Below are 19,438 nucleotides of genomic sequence, written 5' to 3'. Positions count from 1 at the left end.
CCTGCCATGACTGCCCTCCTCGAACTCGCGCAAACGCAGCACTACCCGGAAGCCGCGCTCTACGTGGTCGCCACGCCGATCGGCAACACCGCCGACATCACGCTGCGCGCGCTGCACGTGCTCGGCCTCGCCGACCGCATCGCGGCCGAAGACACCCGCAACACGGGCCAGCTGCTCGCCCGCTACGGGATGTCGAAGCCGCTCCTCGCCGTGCACGAGCACAACGAACGCGAAGCCGCGCAGCGCGTGATCGAACTGCTGCGCGGCGGCGAACGCGTGGCCTACGTATCGGACGCCGGCACGCCCGGCATCTCGGACCCCGGCGCGCGGCTCGTCGACGCGGTGCGCGCCGCCGGCTTCGCGGTGATCCCGCTGCCGGGCGCGAGCGCGGCGGTGACCGCGCTGAGCGTGGCCGGCGACTGGGCCGGCGCGTTCACGTTCGCGGGCTTCCTGCCGCCGAAGGCCAGGCAGCGCGCGACCGCGCTGCAGGGGCTGGTATCGCACCCGTATGCGCTGGTGTTCTACGAAGCACCGCACCGGATCGCCGAAACCGTCGCCGCGCTCGCCGATGCGTTCGGCCCCGCGCGCCGGCTGCTGATCGCGCGCGAACTCACCAAGCTACACGAGCAGCTGTTCCAGGGCACCCTGGCCGAAGGACAGACGTGGCTCGCCGGCGATGCGAACCGGCAGCGCGGCGAATTCGTGCTGGTCGTCGAAGGCGCGCCGGCGACGAGCGGCGAAGCCGACGACACCGCGCACGACGCGCTGCTCAGGCTGCTGCTGGAAGAGGTGCCGGTGAAAAGCGCGGCGAAGCTCGCGGCCGCGCTGACGGGCGCGTCGCGCAACACGCTGTATGCGCGTGCGCTCGCGCTGAAGGATGAAAGCTGACGTGCCAGCCGGCCGGCACCGGGACACCGGTGCCGACGTCGCGCCGTGCAGGAAAGACAAAGGGCTGCCCTCGGGCAGCCCTTTTGCATGAGCGGTCGATCCGCCGCGTTACTTCGTCGAGACCGACGCGAGCATTTCGTCGCGTGCCTCGCGCGCTTCCTGCGGCGACAGTCCTTCGATCTTCACGCGGCCCGTGCCGGCGTGCACGAGGCCGATCATCTTGGCAGCGGCATACGACAGGTCGAGCACGCGGCCGCGCTTGAACGGCCCGCGATCGTTGACCTTCACGACGACCCACTTGCCGGACGACGCGTTCGTCACCTTGATGTACGACGACAGCGGCAGCGTGCGGTGCGCGGCGGTGAGCGCGTTCATGTTGAAGCGTTCGCCGTTCGCGGTGCGGCGGCCGTGGAAATCCCGCCCGTACCACGATGCACGGCCAGTCTGACGGAAGTCGGACACATCCTTGCCGTCGATCGGCTCGGCGTCCGCCAGCGACGACTTCTTCGCGTCCTTGGCGTCGGCAGCCGGCATCGACGCCAGTGCGGAATCGAAATTCAGTTGCTGCTTGTCGTTGTCCGCCTTCGCGGCACCGGCGGTCTTGTCGACCGCGTTCTTCTGGTTCGCGCTTCCGGTGGTCTGGCTGGGTGGCACCGCGCAGCCCGTCAACGCGAAAAATAATGCAATGGTCCCGAAACGAGTCGGAAATCGTACGTTCATCGACGTGTCGCCTTCTGGTTCGGGCCGCTCCTTCGTCACGCCGCTTCACAGCGCGGACACGCGGCCCGGACGGCAAATGCGTGCACGCCCCGCTCGGATGCGAGCAGGCGGCTAGCATGGGCGCGGCTTTCGTCTATGCCGCAACCGTCCTGATTAGCTTTCACGTCTGGCGCAACCTGTCCCCAACAGCCTGACCAGACCCCACATGCCGCCATCGAACATGGCTTTCACGTTCGCGCGCGTCGAAACGACCAACGCACAGGAACGGCGGCACAGGCCTCATCCGGCGGCGCGGCAGCAGGGCCGCAGGCGGGCGCGCAGCACCCGGCCGGACAAGACGTGAGCACCGAATGCTCGGTGCTGGATACACCGCCGGACTCCCCGGCGGCTGATGCTTGACGGTGCTTCCGACACCCCTTTTTAACGGGGCCGAAACACCAGCGAATGGCGTGAAACTCACGCGCAATGGAGCGCATTATACATAAATCAAAACGCTGTCCTGAAAAGCACCGCCGGCGGACCATTGATTCTCACTATGGCTGTAACAATCGACATGCTCCGGGAATGCCCGGAGGCGCGCACCGCGACGCGCGTCGCGCGGCCGGCAAGCGGCACGCGCGACCGGTACAATCGCTCCTTTTAGCCGCCGGTGCCTCCATGAAAGTCACGCTCATTCCGGTCACGCCGTTCCAGCAGAACTGCTCGCTGCTCGTCTGCGAGAAGACGGGCCGCGCCGCCGTCGTCGATCCGGGCGGCGACCTCGACCGGATCCAGCAGGAAGTCGCGCGGCAGAACGTGCGGGTCGAGAAGGTGCTGCTCACGCACGGGCACATCGATCACTGCGCGGGCGCGAAGACGCTCGCGACGCACTACGGCGTGCCGATCGAAGGGCCGCAGGAAGAAGAGCGCTTCTGGATCGAGAAGCTGCCGATGCAGAGCGAGCGCTTCGGCTTTCCGGCCGCCGAAACCTTCGAGCCGGATCACTGGCTGAACGACGGCGACACCGTGCAGTTCGGCGACGAGACGCTCGAGGTCTATCACTGCCCGGGCCACACGCCCGGCCACGTCGTGTTCTTCAGCCGCGCGCATCGCGTCGCGATCGTCGGCGACGTGCTGTTCGCCGGCTCGATCGGCCGCACCGATTTCCCGCGCGGCAATCACGAGGATCTCGTCCGCTCGATCAAGGAGAAGCTGTGGCCGCTCGGCGACGACGTGACGTTCGTGCCGGGCCACGGCCCGGTGTCGACGTTCGGCGACGAGCGCCGCACGAACCCGTTCGTGTCCGACAAGGTGTTCGGATGAACCAGACCGCCATCCCGGAAATCTACGTCAGCACCGACGTCGAGGCCGACGGCCCGATCCCCGGCCCGCACTCGATGCTGAGCTTCGCGTCGGCCGCCTATACCGAGGACAAGCAGCTGATCGCGACCTTCTCGGCCAACCTCGAGACGCTGCCGGGCGCGCAGGCGCATCCGGTGCAGGAAGCGTGGTGGAAGACCGAGCCCGAAGCATGGGCCGCGTGCCGCCGCGACCTGCAGGCGCCCGAGGCGGCGCTCGTCGCGTACGTCGACTGGGTCGAGGCGCTGCCCGGCAAGCCGGTGTTCGTCGCGATGCCGGCCGGCTTCGATTTCACGTTCATGTTCTGGTACATGATGCGCTTCGCCGGGCGCTGCCCGTTCTCGTGGTCGGCGCTCGACATCAAGACGCTCGCGTTCGCGATGACGGGCCTGCCGTACCGCAAGGCGATCAAGCCGCGTTTTCCGAAGCACTGGTTCGACGACCATCCGCACACGCACGTCGCGCTCGACGACGCGATCGAGCAAGGCGCGCTGTTCTGCAACATGCTCGCCGACCTGCGTCGCCAGCAGGCCGCGCTCGCGGGCCTCGCGGTATCGGACACCGATCGGTCGGAAAACGCGGGGGCGGGACAAAACCCCACGGATCCGCGAGCAAATTAGCGAATCTCGCTCAGCAACGCGACGCCAGATTGCCTTTCCTTTCCCGGCCCTCTAACATTCAGCATGTTGTTGCTGCCGCATGGAGGCGCAGGTGACGCTCGATTCCTTTTCGCAAAAAATCCTTCGCCTGTTGCAGCTCGACGCGCGCCGTTCCGTTCAGGAAATTTCCGACCAGGTCGGCCTGTCGAGCACGCCGTGCTGGCGCCGCATCAAGGACATGGAACAGTCGGGCGTGATCCAGCGCTACACGGCGCTGCTCGATCGCGAGAAGCTCGGCCTGCACGTCTGCGCGCTCGCGCACGTGCACCTGACCCGCCACAACGAAGGCGGCGTCGAGCAGTTCGAGCGCGAGATCGCGACCTGCCCGGAAGTCACCGAGTGCTACAGCACGACCGGCGAGGCCGATTACATCCTCAAGATCGTCGCGCCGGACATCAAGGCCTACGACGTGTTCCTGCACGAACGCATCTTCAAGATCCCCGCCGTGTCGCAAGTGCGTACGAGTGTCGTGCTGCGCGAGATCAAGTTCGACACGCAGCTGCCGCTGTAACGGCTGTCACGCGCACGCCCGCGCATACGGCCCGCCGGCGGCAGGTCACGCCTGCGCGGGCATCGTGCGCGTGAAGCCGATCCGGCGCGCGCCGAACTCGCGCTTCAGCGCGTCGGCGTCGAGCCGGCCGGCCAGCGCCGCATCGGTGTCGTGCGGATCGCATGCAAGCGTCACGTCGATCTCGAGCCCCGTGCTCAGGTAATGCAGGTTGATCGCCGCCGCATGCAGCCCGCGCTGCGCGAGCGCGGCCTCGAGCCGCGCCGCGATCTCGCCGCGCGGCGGCAGCGCGAGCGCCGGACGGCGCGCCGCGTCGTTCTCGGGGTCGACGTGGATCAGCGCGTCGAGCACGCGCGGGTCGCGCAGCACGCGTGCACGTGCGGTTTCCGCGATGTAATGCCCTTCGGAGACGGAGATCATCGGATCGACAAGGATGTGCGCGTCGACGAGCGCCGCATCGCCCATCTTGCGCGTGCGCAGGTCGTGCACGTCGCGCACGCCCGGCGTTGCCGCGAGCAGCGCGCGGATCTCGGCCGTATCGGCGGTGTCGAGCGCGCGGTCGGAGAGGTCCTGCAACGCGTCATAACCGAACGTCCAGCCCATGCGCGCGACCATGAAGCCGACGATCGCCGCCGCGATCGGATCGAGCAGCCGCACGCCGGCCAGGCTGCCGACGATGCCAATCGCGACGACGAGCGACGAAGCGGCATCCGAACGCGCATGCCACGCGTTCGCGACGAGCATCGCCGAGCGCACGCGCCGCGCTTCGCGCAGCATGTAGCGAAACAGCGCCTCTTTCGACACGAGCACCGTCAGCGCGACGACCAGCGCGGAAAAATGTACCGCCGGAATGTTTTCGAGATTAACTAGACGGTCGCCGGCCCGCCACAGCATGCCGACGCCGACTGCAATCAGGATTGCGCCGAGAAACAGCGACGCGACGGTCTCGTAGCGGCTGTGCCCGTAATTGTGGTCGGCGTCCGGCGATGCGCCGCTATGCCGATTCGCAACCAGCACGACAAAATCCGAGATCAAATCGGAAATCGAATGCACCCCGTCGGCAATCAATGCTTGCGAATGCGCAATCGTGCCGACGACGATCTGAAATGTCGCAAGCACGACATTCAGCACAATACTGATGAACGTGCTCTTGCGTGCAACCGCGTGCTTATCTGCGCTCTGCGCGTCGCCGGAAAACGTGGACATGAAATATGAGATATCGGTGTGCGGTACCCAATTCTATCAAGGGCGCCCCGCGAATCCCGCCAATACCCGTAAATTTCTTATTCAAATCAATCGCTTATGCGAACAGGTCGTATTCCCATTCGCACCCTCGATTATTACATTTCCATGACAACGCTATGCGCGCGGCGGCCGCTGAAAACAAAAAAGCCGCGCTCCTGAACGGACACGCGGCTCTTTTGAAGCGCAGGTGACTTAAACAGACGTTTAAATCGCAAACTGTTCGCGGTTCTTGCCCGCGATCCAGCGCGGCGGCTTGCCGCGGCCCGACCACGTCGCGCCCGTTTCCGGATCGCGGTATTTCGCGGCGACGCCAGCGCGCGGACGGCCAACCTTGCCTGCCTTCGCGCGGCTGAGACCGAGTTCGGCGAGCGAAAAGCCGTAGTCGGCAATTTTCTGCTTCACGTCATTCAGCACTTCAGCGTATTCACGCGACTTCGCTTCTTCGATTTGCTTCTCCAGCTTCTCCCGCTGGGCCAGCAGGTCCTTGTAAGAAGACATAGTTTCCCTTTCTATCTGACTAATGGCGCCGGTCTGCAGCCAGCTCACCATTCATGAAATATATGTGCCTCGGATTTTCGAAGGCAGAGATTAGCACAAAAAAGATTTGATAGAAGCGAGATTCATGAAAATACCGAGATCAATTGAAATTCACTCGTGTCATTTTGACCGGCCGCGGCCTTTTCTCAAATTTTTACGTTCCTACACAGAGATTAGGACATTAGCCATTGGCTATTAGGTCTATCAACATACGCAATTACCCTGCATTCGGAAAAATAGAAGCTTTCATCGGACGACAGTTTTACGAAAATCGGACGGCGCCGCACGCTAAACGGACAAACCGCGGACAAGCCGGCACCGCGGCGTCACGTCACATCCCGCGCGCACGCAATCAGCCGCTCGCGCAACGCGCCCGCGTCGGCCAATGGCGTATCGAACGGCGTGCGCACACGGCGGCCTTCGTGTCGCCAGTCGGCGCCGTGACGATCGACGCCGAGCAATTCGAGCCCGTCGCGGCGCGCCGCGCCGCCGTCGTACGCGTCCCATAACGCCTGTTCCTCGTCGAAGGCAAGCGGCGGCAGCGCATCGAGATGCGTGCCGTCGACCCAGCCCATGCGCCCGAAACCGCCGATATAGCGCAGCCGCTCGACGTCGAGCGCCCAGAACGTGAAATCGCCGAGCGCCAGATAGCGCGCGGCGTCCGGCTCGTAGCGCAGGTAGCGCGCGGTGACGTGCGGATCGTCGCCGAGCGGCACGAACCGGCCGAGCAGCGTCGCGCGCTCGGCGTTCAGCACGTCGCCGCCGGACGCGTCGACGACGAGGAAGCCCGCGCGCGGATCGGCGGCCAGGTTGCGCGTGTGCTCCGCGAGGCCGCTCACGAGGATCACCGGACGATGGCTTGCATCGGGTGCAAACGGAACGACCGTCGGATACGGGAAGCCCTGCGGATCGCGCGCATGGGTGGCAAGCGTGCCGAGCGCGCAGCGGTGCAGCAGATGCAGGGCGAGAGCGGGATCGATGTTCAAGAGGACTCCTGCGGTCGAAGGGCGGCGCGCCGGGCACGCCATGCGCTTCGATGTTACCCGCGGGCGCGCTACGCCGCGCATCGGCCGAACGGCCAATGCGGCGAATACCGGGCACCAAGACCGCCCGATCATCGGCCAAGCGGCCATCGCCCGGCAGGATCGTAAGCGGTTCGATAGAATCGGACGGGTCCGACGGGCGCCGCGTGCGTCCGCGCATTTCCTTTGACGAGCCTTTCCGTGTCCGAATCCTCCTCCCCCGAATCGTCGTCCCCGTTCGCCGCGCCGCCCGACGCGCATCGCGTGCTGCCGCTGCCGGCCCGCCAGCGCGCGCGCACGGCGTCGATGGCGCTGTTCTTCGTCGCCGGCATGATGTACGCGTCCTGGGGCGTGCACGTGCCGACCGTGCGCGACAAGTTCGCGCTGAGCCCCGGCCTGCTGTCGATCGCGCTGTTCGCGGTCGCCGGCGGCTCGATCGCCGCGATGCTGACCATCGCGCGCTGGATCACCCGCGTCGGCTCGCGCACCGCGTGCCTCGCCGGCGGGCTCGTGATGTCCGCGTGCGCGGCGCTGATCCTCGTCGTGCCCGACTACTGGATGCTGCTCGCGGTGCTCGCGCTGTTCGGTTTCTCGATGGCCACGCTCGACGTCGCGATGAACGCCGAGGCCAGCGCCGTCGAGATCGCGCTCGGCAAGCCGATCATGTCGTCGCTGCACGGGATGTTCAGCATCGGCGGGATGGCAGGCGCGGCCGCCGGCGGCGCGCTGCTGTCGGCCGGCATGGCGCCGGTCGCGCATCTCGCGCTCGCGGCAGCCGTGAGCGCCGCGGTGCTCGTGGCCGCCAGCCCGGCCGTGTTGCCGCACGTGCCGCACCACGAACACGCGCATGGCGGCGGCAACCGCTGGCGCTCGCCCGCGTTGTGGATGCTCGGCGGCATCGCGCTGATCGCACTGGTCGCCGAAGGCGCGATGTACGACTGGGCGACGGTCTACATGCGCGACGTCGTCGCGGCGAGCCCCGCGCTCGCGAGCGCCGCGTATGCGGCATTCTCGGGCGGGATGGCCATCGCGCGCTTCGCGGGCGACGCCGTGCGCGCGCGCTTCGGCGCGCCGCAGCTCGTATTCGCGAGCGCGTCGCTCGCATGCGCGGGGATGATCGGCGCGCTGCTGCTGCCGAACCCGGCCGCGGTGCTGACCGGCTTCACGCTGATGGGCCTCGGCCTCGCGAACATGATGCCCGTGCTGTTCGCGGCCGCCGCGCGCGTGAAAGGCATCCACGCGGCCGAAGGGCTCGCGCACGTGGCGGGGCTCGCGTATTTCGGGCTGTTGTTCGGGCCGGTCGTAATCGGTGCGGTCGCGCAGGCCGCGAACCTGACGATCGGCCTGTCGGTCGTCGCGCTGTGCGCGGCGCTCGTCGCGCTGGTCGCGCCGAAGGTGCTCGCACACCTGAAGATCTGACGGTGCGGCGCTCGCCGCGCCGAACGGCCAAAGGGAAACAAAAAGAAAACGCGCATGCGTTGCCGCATGCGCGTTTTCACCCCTTCTGTTGACCGCCTGTTGCGTTACATCTTCACTTCGTCGAGCAGCGACTTCTTGCCGCCCTTGTAGTTGTACAGCGAGATCACGCCGTGTTGCAGGTCGCCCTTCGAGTCGAAGGTCGTCGTGCCGATCACGCCCGAGTAGTTCGTCGCCGGCATCGCCGCGAGGATCTTCGCCGGGTCGGTCGAGTTCGCGCGCTTCATCGCGTCGACGATGATGTACACGGCGTCATACGTGAACGGTGCGTAGATCTGGATCGGCTGGCCGAAACGCTTCTCGTACTTCGCCTTGAACGCCGCGCCGCCCGCCATCTTCTCGAGCGAGGCACCGGCTTCCGAGCACACCACGTTGTCGGTCGCGTCGCCGGCCAGGTCGGCCAGCTTTTCCGTGCACACGCCGTCGCCCGCGAAGATCTTCGCGCGCAGGCCGAGCTGCTTCGCCTGTTTCGCGAACGGGCCGCCGGTGGCGTCCATGCCGCCGTACATGATCGCGTCCGGGTTCTCGCCCTTGATCTTGGTCAGAATCGCGCGGAAGTCGACCGCCTTGTCGTTCGTCGCGTCATGCGACATCACCTTCAGGCCGAGCGCCTTGGCCTTCTTCTCGAACTCGTTCGCGAGACCCTGGCCGTAGGCGGTCGAATCGTCGACCACCGCCACGCTCTTGATGCCCTTCGAGTGCGCGTAGTTCGCGAGTGCCGGGCCCTGCTGCGCATCGGTGGCCACCACGCGGTACGTGGTCTTGAAGCCCTGCTGCGTGTAGGCCGGGTTCGTGGCCGACGGCGAGATCTGCACGATGCCCGCATCGCTGTAGATCTTCGAGGCCGGGATCGACGTGCCCGAGTTCAGGTGGCCGACCACCGCGACGACCTTGTCGTCGACGAGCTTCTGCGCAACCTGCGTGGCCTGCCGCGGGTCGGCCGCGTCATCCTGCGGGTCGAGTTGCAGCGTGATCTTCTGGCCGCCGACCGTAAGACCCTTCGCGTTGATTTCCTCGACGGCGAGACGCGCGCCGTTTTCGTTGTCCTTGCCCAGGTGTGCAATGCCGCCCGTCAACGGCGCGACGTGGCCGATCTTGACGACTTGATCGGCTGACGCGTTGCTTGCAGCTGCAGCGCACAGCATCGCTGCGGCGGTGATCGGCAACAGCTTTTGCATCTTGATATTCATGTAAGTCTCCAGTTCGGTCCCAAAAAACGCCATCGCCCGGTGCCCCGCTGCCATCCCTGTGTTTGCAATCACTGGACGATTCGCCGGATGCATCGTTCATGCACTTGGCCTCAAGCACGTGAAAACCGCCGCTTTTAGCGGCTGCCCGTCCGTACTTGCGCGCAAGTGTAGGTGATCAAATTAATTTGTGGGACTTTTTTGGGGTAGTGGTAACACTACCGATATGCGCACTTTGGAACGACTACTCGAATATCGCTGCAAGCCCCGCCGGATAAGGGTTTCCGCTAATTCCCGAGGCTTCGCCGAAAGGTCGCTTCAACGCATTCCCGGGTCATTTCGATTCGGTATTTTGTGCCCGGGATCATTGAATGAAACGCGCGTGACAACGCGCGTTTCGTCGTCCGGCATGAACGATTCAGGCAGCCGCCGCACGCCATTCGGCGTCGAGCGCGGCGACGAGCTGCGACGTCGTCAGCGCATCGCCGCGCCGCCGCGCGAGCGGCGCGCCCTGCCCGGCCCACAGCGACAGATAGTCGCCGTCGTTCGCGCGCGCGGCGGCCTGGCGCAGCGGCTGCGTCAGCGCGTTCTGCACCGGATACGGCGCGACGTCGGCCACGCGTTCGCCGAGCCGCGCCATCAGCGTATTGCGCAGCCCGCGCGCGTGGCGGCCGGTGATCGCGCGCGTGATCTGCGTCGACGTATCGGTGCTCGCGAGCAGGCGCGCCTTCCAGTCCGCCGCGATCGCGCTTTCCGTGCAGGTGAGGAACGCGGTTCCGAGCTGCGCGCCCTGCGCGCCGAGCGCAAGCGCGGCCGCGATCCCGCGACCGTCCATGATGCCGCCGGCGGCGAGCACGGGCAGGCCCGTCGCGTCGACCAGTTGCGGCACGAGCGCGAACGTGCCGATCAGCGCGTCGGCGGCGGAACCGATGAACGTGCCGCGATGACCGCCCGCCTCGGCGCCTTGCGCGGACAACGCGTCGGCGCCGGCCGCCTGCCATGCGAGCCCCTCGGCCACGTGCGTCGCCGTGCCGATCACGTAGGTGCCGGCGGCCTTCAGGCGCGCGACGTCGGCCGCGTCGAGCACGCCGAACGTGAAGCTTGCAACGGGCACACGCAGCGCCACCAGCGCATCGAGTTGCGCACGGAAATCCGGCGCGTAGCGCGCGGGCGCGGTGCCCGGCGGCAATCCGAGCGCCGCGTTCAGCGGGTCGATCGCGGCCAGCGCACGCGCGACGGTCGCCGCGTCGGGCGTCGCGTCCGGCAACACGAACAGGTTGATCGCGAACGGGCGGGCGGTCGCCGCGCGGATGGCTTCGACTTCGGCCGCGATGCGCTCGGGCGCGAACGCGGCGGCGCCGAGACTGCCGAGCGCGCCGGCATTCGATGCGGCGGCGACCATCGCGGCCGTGGTCGCGCCGACCATCGGCGCCTGCACGAGCGGCACGCGCAGGCCGAAGCGTTCGGAAAAGGGCGTGGAAAACAGGCGGGCAGACATGGCGAATCCTTCGATGACGATGCGCGAAAGCGCTTTGTAAAGGCTGGCACATCGACTCTATCGAAGCGGCGCCGCGCCGAAAAATGAATAATCGAGATCGAAACGATCGCTGCGCGAGAAGCAGGCACCGTGTCCTGCGCCGATACACGATCGGCGGCACATGAGGCCGCCTCCCTCGCCCCGGGGCGCGCGTCCTGCACCGTCACACGATCGGTGGCACACTAGGCCGCCTCTCTCACCCCCGGGGCGCGCATCGCGCACCCCGTTCGCCAGGAGTTCAGAACGTGACTGCCCAATGGATCGACATCCCGACCGGTAACGACAACTTCGGCGGCTATCTCGCGCTGCCCAAGCGCGGCACTGGCCCTGCCGTCATCATCATCCAGGAGATCTTCGGCGTGAACTCGCACATCCGCGCGGTCGCCGACCAGTACGCGTCCGACGGCTTCGTCGCGCTCGCGCCGGACGTGTTCTGGCGCACGCAGCCGCGCGTCGAGCTGACCTACGAAGGCGCGGATCGCGACAAGGGCATCGAGCTGATGAAAAAGACCGACGTGGGCCTCGCGGTCGCGGACATCGGCGCGGCCGCCGATGCGTTGCGCGCGCGCCCCGAAGTGGCCGGCAAGATCGCCGCGATCGGCTACTGCTTCGGCGGCCAGCTCGCGTACCGCGCGGCCGCGACCGGCAAGATCGACGCGGCCGTGGCCTACTACGGCGGCGGCATCCAGAACGCACTCGACCTCGCCGGCAAGGTCACGCAGCCGATCCTGTTCCACTACGCCGAAAACGACCACGGCATCCCGCTCACGGCCGTCGACCAGGTGAAGGCCGCGTTCGCCGGCCACGGCCATGCGTCGTTCCACGTCTATCCGGGCGCCGAGCACGGCTTCAACTGCACGGATCGCGCGTCGTACAACCAGCGCGCATCGGCGCTCGCGCACGGCCGCACGCTGACCTTCCTCGCCGAGCACCTCTAAAAACGGGCGGCAGCGGGCCCCTTGCAGCGGGCCCGCGTTATGCTGCCGACATCGCCACGCGTCACAACGGGGGTGACTGCGATGCACTCGGACTATCTCGCGCACGACGCGATCGGCCTCGCCGCACTGGTACGCGAACGCAAGGCGAGCCCGCGCGAACTGCTCGACGCCGCGATCGGCCAGGCCGAAGCGGTCAACAGCGCGATCAACGCGATCGTGCTGCAGGACTACGAAGCCGCACGCCAGCGTGCGGTCGCCGCGCCGGCCGGCGGCGCCGACGCGCCGTTCGCCGGCGTGCCGTATCTGGTCAAGGATCTCGGCGCGGCGGTGGCCGGGCTGCCGCTGTCGATGGGCAGCCGGCACTACCGGTATTTCGTGCCTGACGACGATTCGCCGGTGATCGCGCGAAGCCGCGCGGCCGGGCTCAACGTGTTCGGCAAGACCAATACGTCGGAAATCGGCCAGATGCCGTACACGGAACCCGAGCTGTTCGGCGCGTGCCGCAATCCGTGGAATCTCGACCACACGCCCGGCGGCTCGAGCGGCGGCGCGGCCGCGGCCGTCGCGGCCGGCATCGTGCCGCTCGCGCATGCGTCCGACGGCGGCGGCTCGATCCGCATTCCGGCGTCGTGCTGCGGGCTGTTCGGCCTGAAGCCGACCCGCAACCCGGTCCTCGTCGACCGGCCCTCGAACGGCGAGCTGGTCGTCCAGCATGCGGTCACGCGCAGCGTGCGCGACAGCGCGCTGCTGCTCGACGTGACGACCGGCCAGACCTTGCCGGCCGGCGCGCCCGGCACGTTCCTCGGCGAGCTCGACACGCCGCCCGGCCCGCTGCGGATCGGCCTCGTGCTCGACCCGATGCTCGCGCCGGCGCTCGCCGACGACACCCGCGCGGCGCTCGACGACGCGGCCGCGCTGCTCGAATCGCTCGGCCACCACGTCGAGCCGGCGACGCTGAACGTCAACTACGCACGCACGGCCGAAACCTTCCTCACGCTGTGGGCGACGATCGCCGAGGAGATGGTGCTCGGCGCACGCGCGCTGACCGGCCGCACGCCGAAGCGCGGCGAATTCGAAGCCGCGACGTGGGCGATGGCCGTGGTCGGCCGGCGCCTCGCGCGCACCCGCCTGCCGGACGTGCTCGAATGGCAGCGCCAGCTCACCGTGCAGGTCGCCGGCATCGTGTCGCGCTACGACGCGATCCTGTGCGCGTCGCTCGCCGGGCCGCCGGTGAAGATCGGCGAATTGCAGCCGACGCCGTTCGAATCGGCGCAGATGAAGGTGCTCGCCGCGCTGCCGGTGAAGCCGCTGCTGAAGGAAATGCTCGCGAGGTCGTCGGAAAAGGCGTTCACGTGGGCCGGCTGCACCGAGCTGTTCAACCTGACCGGCCAGCCGGCGATGTCGGTGCCGCTCTACTGGAACGCGCGCGGGCTGCCGATCGGCGTGCAGTTCGCCGCGCGCCACACCGACGACGCGCTGCTGCTCAGGCTGGCACGGCAGCTCGAACAGGCGCGGCCGTGGTTCGACCGCCGCCCGCCGCTGATGCAGGCGCAGCGCTGACGCACGCGGCCCCGCTCCACAACCCTCGAAAAAAAGCCCCGCCGGCAGAACCGACGGGGCTTTCGCACACTTTCACGCATGCAGTCGCGTGACCGCGCCTACACGTCGAGCCGTTCACAGATCGTCCGCGTCGCGGCCGCCGTGTTCAGCGTGTAGAAATGCAGCCCGGGCACGCCCGCGTCGACCAGACGCTGGCACAGGCCCGTGACGACGTCCGCGCCGAACGCGCGGATCGACTCGCGATCGTCGCCGAAGCTCTCGAGCCGGCGCGCCACCCAGCGCGGCACTTCGGCACCGCACATCTCGGAGAAGCGCATCAGCTGCGAGAAGTTCGTGATCGGCATGATGCCCGGCACGATCGGCACGTCCACGCCCAGCTTGCGCGCATCGTCGACGAAGCGGAAATACGCGTCGGCGTTGAAGAAGTACTGCGTGATCGCGGAATTCGCGCCGGCTTTCACCTTGCGCGCGAAATTCTCGAGATCGGCCTTCGGCGAACGCGATTGCGGGTGGTACTCCGGGTAGCCGGCGACCTCGATGTGGAACCAGTCGCCATGCTCGGCGCGGATGAAGCTGACGAGCTCGGACGCATAGCGCAGCTCGCCGACCGCGCCCATCCCGGACGGCAGGTCGCCGCGCAGCGCGACGATGTGCCGGATGCCGTACGAGCGGTACTGGTCGAGGATCGCACGCAGGCTGTCGCGCGACGAGCCGATGCACGACAGGTGCGGCGCGGCCTCGAGGCCGTCCTTCTGCATGTCGAGCACGGTATCGAGCGTGCCCTGCTGCGTCGAGCCGCCGGCGCCGAACGTCACGGAGACGAATTTCGGCTTCAGCGGCATCAGTTGCGCACGCGTGGCGCGCAGCTTCTCGACGCCTTCCGCCGTCTTCGGCGGGAAGAATTCAAACGAGAGTTCGATCGGTTTCATGATTCGGTGGGAACAGGCTCAGGCCTCAGCCGATGTCGCGCTGACCGAAGATCAGTGCGGACAGCAGCCACGACACGATGCTGTACAGGATCGAACCGAAGAACGCGGACCAGAACCCCGACACCTCGAAGCCCTTCAGCAGCGACGACGCGAACCAGAAGCACAACGCGTTCACGACGAGGATGAACACCCCGAGCGTGACGATCGTGACGGGCAGCGTCAGCAGGATCAGCACCGGGCGGATCACCGTGTTGATCAGGCCGAGCACGACCGCGATGATCAGCGCCGTGCCGAAGCTCTTGATGTGGATCGACGGCACGAGGTACGTGATGATCAGCAGCGCGAGCGCGTTGATGACCCAGGTGAGGATGACGCTCATGGAGTGCTCCGGTTCGGTTGTCGATCGGTACGATCAGTGGCCGCCGCCGGCCGCCGCGGGTGCCCGAAGGCGCGCCGCGGCAGCCGGCGATCCCGCGCCGTGCCGCCGTACCGGGTGCGCGTCGGCGACGCGCGCACGGCACCGCGGCGGCGGCGCATCGGATCAGTAGCGGTAGTGGTTCGGCTTGAACGGGCCGTCCTTCTGCACGCCGATGTACGAAGCCTGCTCGTCGGACAGCACGGACAGGTTCGCGCCGATGCGCGCGAGGTGCAGGCGCGCGACCTTTTCATCGAGGTGCTTCGGCAGCACGTACACCTTGTTCTCGTACTCGTTGCCGCGCACGAACAGCTCGATCTGCGCGAGCGTCTGGTTCGCGAACGAGTTCGACATCACGAACGACGGGTGGCCGGTCGCGCAGCCGAGGTTCACGAGGCGCCCTTCCGCCAGCAGGATCACGCGCTTGCCGTCCGGGAAGATGATGTGGTCGACCTGCGGCTTGATGTTTTCCCACTGGTACTGGCGGGTCGACGCGACGTCGATTTCCGAGTCGAAGTGGCCGATGTTGCAGACGATCGCGTTGTGGCGCATCGCCTTCATGTGGTCGTGGTTGATCACGTGGTAGTTGCCGGTGGCCGTCACGAAGATGTCGGCCTTGTCGGCCGCGTATTCCATCGTCACGACGCGGTAGCCTTCCATCGCCGCCTGCAGCGCGCAGATCGGATCGATTTCGGTGACCCACACGGTCGCGCCCAGGCCGCGCAGCGACTGCGCGCAGCCCTTGCCCACGTCGCCGTAGCCCGCGACGACCGCGACCTTGCCCGCGATCATCACGTCGGTCGCGCGCTTGATGCCGTCGACCAGCGATTCACGGCAGCCGTACAGGTTGTCGAACTTCGACTTCGTGACCGAGTCGTTCACGTTGAACGCCGGGAACGGCAGGCGGCCGTCCTTTTCCATCTGGTACAGGCGGTGCACGCCGGTCGTGGTTTCCTCGGTCACGCCCTTGATGTGCGCGAGGCGCGTCGAGTACCAGGTCGGGTCCGCGTCGAGGTGCTTCGCGATCGACTTGTACAGCGCTACTTCTTCCTCGTTGGTCGGCTTCGCGATCACCGAACGGTCCTTCTCGGCCTTCGCGCCGAGGATCAGCAGCAGCGTTGCGTCGCCGCCGTCGTCCAGGATCATGTTCGCGAATTCGCCGTTCGGCCATTCGAAGATGCGGTGCGAGAACTCCCAGTATTCGTCGAGCGATTCGCCCTTGAACGCGAACACCGGCGTGCCGGCTTCGACGATCGCGGCAGCCGCGTGGTCCTGCGTCGAGAAGATGTTGCACGATGCCCAGCGGACGTCGGCGCCGAGCGCCTTCAGCGTCTCGATCAGCACGCCGGTCTGGATCGTCATGTGCAGCGAACCCGCGATGCGCGCGCCCTTCAGCGGCTGCTGCGCCTTGTATTCGTCGCGGATCTGCACGAGGCCCGGCATTTCGGTCTCGGCGATGTTCAGTTCCTTGCGGCCCCAGCCGGCCAGCGCCATGTCGGCGACGACGAAATCGTTGGAAGCCTTGGAATCGATAATGGCGTTCATCACGCCCTCCTTTCTAAAAAGTTTCTAGATTGGTGACGTGAGCGCCGTTCAGGAAGCGGGGCCGGTGCGACGGTCGCGATACGCGCGCCGCACGGCTGCTTGGTGAAGCTTTCCGAGCCTGGCGGACGCAGAGGTCCGTCGCAACGCTCCTCGGAAAACGGAGGGGATTGTAGCAAATCGGCGCGCGGAATGCGCACACGGATGCAGATGCCGAACGCGCGCCGTCGACGCGCGCGGCCGTCAGGAACGGTAAAGGGTCAGGATTCCGCGCCGACCCACGCCTGTTCGCGCAGCCGCGCGCGCAGGCGCGCGACGGCCTGGCTGTGCAACTGGCATACGCGCGATTCGCTCACTTCGAGCACCGCGCCGATCTCGCGCAGATTCAGACCCCGTTCGTAGTACAGCGACATCAGCAGCTTCTCGCGCTCCGGCAGCCGCTCGATCGCCTCGACGAGCGCTTCGCGCAGGTGCTCGTCGAGCAATGCCGACAGCGGGTCCGCGTGGTCGACGCGGTAGCGGTCGAGGAACGGCTCGTCGTCGGCCGCGCGGTCGAAATCCTCGTAGTAGATCAGCTGGCTGCCGTGCAGGTCCTGCAGCATCCCCTGGTACTCGCCGAGCGGCATGTTCAGGTGCTGCGCGATCTCGGTCTCGCTCGCCGAGCGGCCGAGATGCTGCTCGACCTGGTGCACCGCGTGCTCGACCTCGCGCGACGTCTTGCGCAGGCTGCGCGGCAGCCAGTCGTTGCTGCGCAGCTCGTCGAGCATCGCGCCGCGGATGCGCTGCGTCGCGTAGGTCTCGAACTGCGCGCCCTGGTCTTCCTTGTAGCGGCCGGCCGCGTCCATCAGGCCGATCATGCCGGCCTGGATCAGGTCGTCGAGGTCGACGCTCGCCGGCATCTTCGCGACGAGCTGCAGCCCGAGGCGACGCACGAGCGGCGCATATTGCGCGAGCACGTCGGCCTGGGACATCTTTCCTTGAGCGTTGTACATCATGGCTCTCTCCTTCCGGTGGCACTCACGCGGCGTGTGCCGCGCCCGCCTCATACGACGGCTTGCCGCCCGCGTGCACGGCGCGGCCCGCACCCGAACGCGGGCGCATCGGCCAGTACAGCAGGTCGGCGGCAATTTGCCGGTAGTCGCGCGCGGCGGCCGACGACGGGAACGCATCGACCGCGGCGCGCGTCAGCTCGCGCGCATGCTCGACGAGCGGATCGGCGCTCACGCAGCCCGCGTCGGCGATCGACACCGTCAGGTAGCGGCTCGCGACGCCCGCGAGGTTGTCGAACGCGACCTTCGCATCCGCGTGGCTGCCGACGTGATTGGTCAGCACGCGGAACTGCGCGAACGCATGCGCGAAATGCAGCCGCTTCATGCACGCGTATGCCTCGGTGATCGCCTGCGCCGCGACCCGCGTCACGACCAGCACGTCGTGCGCTTCGCGGGCGAGCGCCGAGAACGAACCGTCGGCGCCGAGCTGCGCGTCGACGAGGACGATGTCGGCCGGCCCGTCGATGAAATCGCTGAGCTGCGCGTCGGTGTAGCCGGCGCGCGCGAGCCGCGCGGCGGCGCACAGGCCGAAGCCGGCCGCGACCCGCGTGCGTTCGCCGTCACGCAGCCACGCGCCCGCGAGCGTCGCGCTGGCCGAATGCACGTCGGCGCGCTCGTCGACGACGAGCACATCCTTGCCGAGCGACGCGAGCGCCGCCGCGAGGTTCACGACGGTGGACGTGCAGCCGACACCCGCCGGCCCGCCCGTCACCGCGACGATGCGCGACGCGCGCCCGGCCAGCAGGCGCCGCAGCCCTTCGGCCTGGTCGATGATTTGTTTATCCAAATCGCACCTCGTGCAGCTCGGCGGTGGAACGTGCGGTCAGTGCGGAAAGCAGCGTCGGCATGTCCTCGTCTTGCGGCACGAAGGGCGAGCCGTCGCGCGGCACACAGAACGCGCTCTTCAGCAGGAATCGGGTCGATGCGACGTACAGGTTCTCCGGCACCTTCTGGCCGGTCGACACGTAGTGGATCGGCAGCTTGTAGCGGATCACCGTGTCGAGCACGCCGCCGAGGTGGGTCGCCTCGTCGAGCTTCGTGAGGATGCAGCCGGCCAGGTCCGGATGCTCGCCCGCGCTGCGGTACGCCTGCACGACTTCGTTGAGCGTGTCGCCATGGCTCGTCGCGTTGAGCAGCAGCAGGCGCTGCACCGGCGCGTTCGCGCCGTGCAGCATCGCGATCTGGTCGGATACCGCGCGGTCGCGCTGGCTCATGCCGATCGTGTCGATCAGCACGATGTGCTTGTTGCGCAGCTCGGACAGCGCGAGCGCGAGATCGCCCGCATCCTTCACCGCGTGCACGGGCACGCCGAGGATCTTGCCGAAGATGCGCAGCTGTTCGTGGCCGCCGATCCGGTAGCTGTCGGTGGTCAGCAGCGCGACCTTGCTCGCGCCGAAGCGCATCACGCAGCGCGCGGCCAGCTTCGCGGTGGTGGTGGTCTTGCCGACGCCCGTCGGCCCCATCAGCGCGAACACGCCGCCGCGCTCCATCAGCGCGTCCTCGCTGTCGAGCACCGGCAGGTTGGCCGCGAGCACCGACTGCGCCCATTCGGCCGCCTGCTCGAAGCTCTGCGCGCCGTCGCCGGACGGCATGTTGTCGACCAGCATCCGCACGAGCTGCGCGGAGAAACCGGCCGAGAACAGGTGCTTCGTCAGCGCGCCATGCACGGCGCTGCGACGCTGGCGGTCGTGCCACATCAGGCTGTCGAACTGCTCTTCCATCATCCCGCGCAGCTCGCCGAGCTCCTGCATCACCGTGTCGTTGACGATGCGCTCGATGCGCGACTTCACCGCATCGGCCACCGCGGCGGCGGCGTCGGCGGACAGGCGCGTGCGCTCGGCCGCCTTCGCGGCCTGCGCGGCGCCCGGGTCCGGCGCGCGGGTCGCGG

Annotated in this window: 19 protein-coding genes and 1 riboswitch; of the genes, 7 read left to right on the top strand and 12 right to left on the bottom strand. The window is 67.5% G+C overall.

Annotated elements, in window-relative coordinates; genetic code table 11:
- The first annotated feature begins 6 nt into the window (after positions 1-6).
- Positions 7-888 (top strand): 16S rRNA (cytidine(1402)-2'-O)-methyltransferase, encoded by an 882-nt coding sequence (gene rsmI, locus E9536_RS37695; RefSeq protein WP_136472682.1) that lies wholly within the window; start codon positions 7-9, stop codon positions 886-888.
- 108 nt (positions 889-996) lie between these two features.
- Here rsmI and E9536_RS37690 read toward each other — a convergent pair whose 3' ends face one another.
- Complete coding sequence (locus E9536_RS37690) at positions 997-1,608, bottom strand: septal ring lytic transglycosylase RlpA family protein (RefSeq protein WP_027788623.1); 612 nt, start codon at positions 1,606-1,608, stop codon at positions 997-999.
- 657 nt (positions 1,609-2,265) lie between these two features.
- Between E9536_RS37690 and E9536_RS37685 the strand changes: the two genes are divergently transcribed.
- From E9536_RS37685 to E9536_RS37675, 3 genes are all read left to right on the top strand, one after another.
- Positions 2,266-2,910 (top strand): MBL fold metallo-hydrolase, encoded by a 645-nt coding sequence (locus E9536_RS37685; RefSeq protein WP_119339135.1) that lies wholly within the window; start codon positions 2,266-2,268, stop codon positions 2,908-2,910.
- Positions 2,907-3,566, top strand: coding sequence for an exonuclease (locus E9536_RS37680; protein ID WP_027788625.1), 660 nt, complete (start codon positions 2,907-2,909; stop codon positions 3,564-3,566). The genes E9536_RS37685 and E9536_RS37680 overlap by 4 nt, the downstream gene beginning before the upstream one ends.
- 79 nt (positions 3,567-3,645) lie before the next feature.
- Positions 3,646-4,116, top strand: coding sequence for an Lrp/AsnC family transcriptional regulator (locus E9536_RS37675; protein ID WP_006477376.1), 471 nt, complete (start codon positions 3,646-3,648; stop codon positions 4,114-4,116).
- Positions 4,117-4,161: 45 nt separating this feature from the next.
- Here the strand turns inward: E9536_RS37675 and E9536_RS37670 are convergent, their stop codons facing one another.
- From E9536_RS37670 to E9536_RS37660, 3 genes are all read right to left on the bottom strand, one after another.
- The gene (locus tag E9536_RS37670; protein ID WP_136472680.1) at positions 4,162-5,319 is read right to left on the bottom strand and encodes a cation diffusion facilitator family transporter; all 1,158 of its coding nucleotides are present in this window, start codon (positions 5,317-5,319) and stop codon (positions 4,162-4,164) included.
- Positions 5,320-5,562: 243 nt separating this feature from the next.
- Positions 5,563-5,856 carry an H-NS histone family protein gene (locus E9536_RS37665; protein ID WP_006491875.1) on the bottom strand — a complete coding sequence of 98 codons (294 nt, stop codon included), beginning with the start codon at positions 5,854-5,856 and terminating at the stop codon, positions 5,563-5,565.
- A gap of 365 nt (positions 5,857-6,221) precedes the next feature.
- A complete protein-coding gene (locus E9536_RS37660) occupies positions 6,222-6,881 on the bottom strand; it encodes a pyridoxamine 5'-phosphate oxidase family protein (RefSeq protein WP_059694409.1) in 660 nt (219 codons plus the stop codon).
- Positions 6,882-7,118: 237 nt separating this feature from the next.
- Between E9536_RS37660 and E9536_RS37655 the strand changes: the two genes are divergently transcribed.
- Positions 7,119-8,336 carry an MFS transporter gene (locus tag E9536_RS37655; protein ID WP_060174994.1) on the top strand — a complete coding sequence of 406 codons (1,218 nt, stop codon included), beginning with the start codon at positions 7,119-7,121 and terminating at the stop codon, positions 8,334-8,336.
- Between the two features lie 104 nt (positions 8,337-8,440).
- On the opposite strand, the gene E9536_RS37650 is transcribed toward E9536_RS37655, so the two are convergent.
- Together E9536_RS37650 and E9536_RS37645 are read right to left on the bottom strand one after the other, a co-directional pair.
- On the bottom strand, positions 8,441-9,583 hold the full coding sequence (locus E9536_RS37650) for a branched-chain amino acid ABC transporter substrate-binding protein (RefSeq protein ID WP_027788629.1): 1,143 nt from the start codon (positions 9,581-9,583) through the stop codon (positions 8,441-8,443).
- Between the two features lie 415 nt (positions 9,584-9,998).
- The gene (locus tag E9536_RS37645; protein WP_136472678.1) at positions 9,999-11,078 is read right to left on the bottom strand and encodes a nitronate monooxygenase; all 1,080 of its coding nucleotides are present in this window, start codon (positions 11,076-11,078) and stop codon (positions 9,999-10,001) included.
- Between the two features lie 284 nt (positions 11,079-11,362).
- Between E9536_RS37645 and E9536_RS37640 the strand changes: the two genes are divergently transcribed.
- Entirely contained in the window at positions 11,363-12,055 is a 693-nt protein-coding gene (locus E9536_RS37640) for a dienelactone hydrolase family protein (RefSeq protein WP_136472676.1), read from the top strand.
- Between the two features lie 81 nt (positions 12,056-12,136).
- Complete coding sequence (locus E9536_RS37635; RefSeq protein ID WP_136472674.1) at positions 12,137-13,615, top strand: amidase family protein; 1,479 nt, start codon at positions 12,137-12,139, stop codon at positions 13,613-13,615.
- 98 nt (positions 13,616-13,713) lie between these two features.
- On the opposite strand, the gene metF is transcribed toward E9536_RS37635, so the two are convergent.
- The 6 genes from metF to flhF all read right to left on the bottom strand — a co-directional run.
- A complete protein-coding gene (gene metF, locus E9536_RS37630) occupies positions 13,714-14,544 on the bottom strand; it encodes a methylenetetrahydrofolate reductase [NAD(P)H] (RefSeq protein WP_021164275.1) in 831 nt (276 codons plus the stop codon).
- A gap of 25 nt (positions 14,545-14,569) precedes the next feature.
- On the bottom strand, positions 14,570-14,923 hold the full coding sequence (locus E9536_RS37625) for a phage holin family protein (RefSeq protein WP_006477367.1): 354 nt from the start codon (positions 14,921-14,923) through the stop codon (positions 14,570-14,572).
- A gap of 162 nt (positions 14,924-15,085) precedes the next feature.
- Positions 15,086-16,504: an adenosylhomocysteinase gene (gene ahcY / locus E9536_RS37620; RefSeq protein ID WP_027788633.1), complete on the bottom strand. Its 1,419-nt coding sequence runs from the start codon at positions 16,502-16,504 to the stop codon at positions 15,086-15,088.
- Between the two features lie 32 nt (positions 16,505-16,536).
- A riboswitch (S-adenosyl-L-homocysteine riboswitch) is annotated at positions 16,537-16,662 on the bottom strand.
- Positions 16,663-16,761: 99 nt separating this feature from the next.
- Positions 16,762-17,496: an RNA polymerase sigma factor FliA gene (locus tag E9536_RS37615; protein WP_136472672.1), complete on the bottom strand. Its 735-nt coding sequence runs from the start codon at positions 17,494-17,496 to the stop codon at positions 16,762-16,764.
- Positions 17,497-17,518: 22 nt separating this feature from the next.
- The gene (locus tag E9536_RS37610) at positions 17,519-18,337 is read right to left on the bottom strand and encodes a flagellar biosynthesis protein FlhG (RefSeq protein ID WP_027788634.1); all 819 of its coding nucleotides are present in this window, start codon (positions 18,335-18,337) and stop codon (positions 17,519-17,521) included.
- Positions 18,330-19,438 (bottom strand): flagellar biosynthesis protein FlhF (gene flhF / locus E9536_RS37605; RefSeq protein WP_136472670.1); only part of this gene is annotated, 1,109 nt, incomplete at its 5' end. The genes flhF and E9536_RS37610, both read right to left, overlap by 8 nt.

Origin of the sequence: Burkholderia sp. LS-044, from assembly GCF_004803625.1 — a bacterium.
Lineage (GTDB): Bacteria > Pseudomonadota > Gammaproteobacteria > Burkholderiales > Burkholderiaceae > Burkholderia > Burkholderia cepacia.
Note: the sequence above shows the minus strand (reverse complement) of the source record. Positions and strands in the feature narration are given on the sequence as shown.